The following is a 2,490-nucleotide window of genomic DNA, read 5'->3' as shown; positions in this document are numbered from 1 at the left end:
GCGCGGGCGCGGGAGATGGCGGCCCCGCGCAGCTCGCCGAGCAGCTTCTCGACGGCGGGCACGTCGGGCGCCATCTTCGCCGCGAGGCTCACCTCGGCGAACGAGGGGTAGCCGAGCAGGCGGGCCTTCTCGCGGCGCAGGGTGAGGATGCGCTCGATGAGCGGGCCGTTGTCCGAGTCCCCCGAGGAGGCACGGGAGAGGTAGGCGCGGTAGAGCTTCTCGCGCAACTCCGGGCGGCGCGAGTGCTCCATGAAGGGCACGAAGCTGGGGGCCTCCAGGGTGATGCGCCAGGGCCCCTTCTCGGGGGTGGGCTCGGGGGCGCCCTCGGCCAACCCCTGCCTGGCGGCCTGGGCCGCCGCGGCGAGCGCGCTGGGCGGCAGGCCCTCCACCTCCTCGGGCTTCGTGAGCGTCATGGACCAGGCCTTGGTGGCGTCGATGACGTTGTTGGAGAAGCGGGTGGACAGCTCGGCCAGCTCCCGCTCGATCTCCTGGAAGCGCTCGCGGGCTTCGCCCTCCAGCCCCACGCCGGACAGCTCGGCGTCGCGGATGGAGGACTCGACGATGCGGTGCTGGGTCGCGTCGAGCTTCTTCCACTCCGGGCCCTCGCGCAGGGCCTTGAGTGCCCGGTAGAGGGGCACGCTCTGGCTGATGCGCATGAAGGCCTCGACCACATCCCCCTCGACGGCGGCGTGGGCCTGGCGCAGCTCCGGGCTGTTCTGCACACTCATGAGGTGGTTCACCACCCCCCAGGCCATGCCGAGGGGCTCGGTCATGGCGGACTGGCGTGCCACCGTCCCCTCCCATGTGGGCTGTACGTCGCGCTCCAGCTCCTCCAAGGAAGCGTGCAGGCGCGTCAACAGCTCGCGGATGGCCGGCTCGACATGCTCCGGGCGGATGCGATCGAACTTCGGAAGTCCTTCGGACTGAAGCAGCGGATTGTCAGGTGTAGGCGCGGTCATCACCCGTTGACGTTAGGGCAGCCGCTGTCGGTTGGCAGCACTCTCGGACGCAACGCGGGTTGGGGCGTCAGGGAGTGCACGCAGCGGCCCTGGCGGACATCCAACGCCCCGTGCCACTTCACCTTGACAGGCCAACGGGCGCGCTGCTCTCACGAGAGGCCATGCTCTCCTTCGTCCTCGCGGCCACGCTCGCCGCCGCCCCCGCGCCCCGCGCCGCCGCCTCCTCGGACACCGTCGTCCACATCCCCCGGCTGGACGCGCTCCAGGGCGTCTCCGCCTTCCTGGGCCGGGCGGGACAGAACGCCGCGCTGATGCGGCCGGCCGTCTGGTACGCCGAGCTGCACCCCTTCCTCTCGTTCGACCCGAGCCAGCCGGACACACTGAGCGCGGTGGGCATCGACCCCACCGGCCCCATCACCGTCTCACACCGAGGAGGCGGCCGTATTTCCTGCACGCGCCTGACGAACCCGAAGGCCTTCCAGGAGAAGGCCGCCGCGATGCTGGCCTCCGCCCGGAGCGATGCGAAGGTGAAGCCGACCACCTCGGGCGGAGTCACCTCGGTGAGCGTCCCGCGCGAGTCCGGAGGGCGGGCCGGCTACGCCCTCAAGGGCCAGGAGGCCTGCGCCTTCACGAGCGCCAGCGGGGGCTTCGTCGATGATGGCCAGGGCCAGGTGCTGCTGAAGGAGGCGGTTCGGCTGGTGGGCCGGGCCCCCAAGTCGGACGCGCGGCTGGGGCAGCTTCCCGGCGTCCTCTACGTGCAACTACCCGGGCGCGGACTGATGGTGGGCATGGACGGCAGCGGCTCGGAGCTGCGAGTGGAGGGCTCCTCCACGAAGCTGCCCCTCCCGGCCTTCCAGGCATCGGGAACGAGCCCCTATGGGACGATGAAGCCCGAGGGGCTGCTCTTCTCCCGGGCACGGGTGGCGCCGGCCGGGGTGTCCCAGGCGGTGGGCGGCGTGCGCGCGAGCATCCAGCGGGTGTGCCCCTCGTGCCCCGCGGCGGAGGTGTCCTCGGTGGCGCGCGCGGTGGCCGAGCGCCTCACCGGCAACGTGCTGGTGGTGGTGGACAGCGTGAAGTCGCGCCCCAACCTGCGCACGCAAGAGGGCCGCTTCTTCGCCCCACGGCAGGCGCTCGCCGCCGAGGTGACGGACGCGGCGGCGATGAAGGCCGCGCTGGCCCCGCTGGCGAAATTCCCAGGCGCCAAGACGCTGGAGGACGGGTACGCGCTGGACGTGAAGGGGGGCACCCTCTTCGTGAGGCTGAAGGACAAACACCTCGTGGTGGGCAACGACGAGGCGGTGGCCCAGTCCGTCCTGGGTACCCTTCCCCAGGAGGGCGCGAAGCAGCCGCACGCGGTGGACTTCACGGTGGACCCGAAGCGGCTGGCGCGCGGGCTGAATCAGGTGTCCCTGATGGACGTCGTCTCCGAGCAGCAGCTCGCCGCCATGTTCGCCGTGGGCCTGGAGCTGGGCCCGCTGCTGGCCAACAGCGAGCGGATCACCGGCTGGCTCGACAGCACCTCCGGCGGGGC

General features: G+C 71.8%; 2 protein-coding genes. One reads left to right on the top strand and one right to left on the bottom strand.

What is annotated here, in order from left to right; translation table 11 throughout:
- The coding region (locus VF794_RS07190) for a M3 family metallopeptidase (RefSeq protein ID WP_331108434.1) at positions 1-959 on the bottom strand (959 nt) is incomplete at its 3' end.
- A 161-nt stretch (positions 960-1,120) separates the two neighbouring features.
- Here VF794_RS07190 and VF794_RS07185 point away from each other — a divergent pair.
- A partial coding sequence (locus VF794_RS07185; protein ID WP_331108433.1) for a hypothetical protein occupies positions 1,121-2,490 on the top strand: 1,370 nt, incomplete at its 3' end.

The organism is Archangium sp. (assembly GCF_036389735.1).
Taxonomy (GTDB): Bacteria; Myxococcota; Myxococcia; order Myxococcales; family Myxococcaceae; genus Archangium.
The sequence above is the reverse complement of the archived record's forward strand: the minus strand, read 5'-3'. Positions and strand labels throughout refer to the sequence as shown.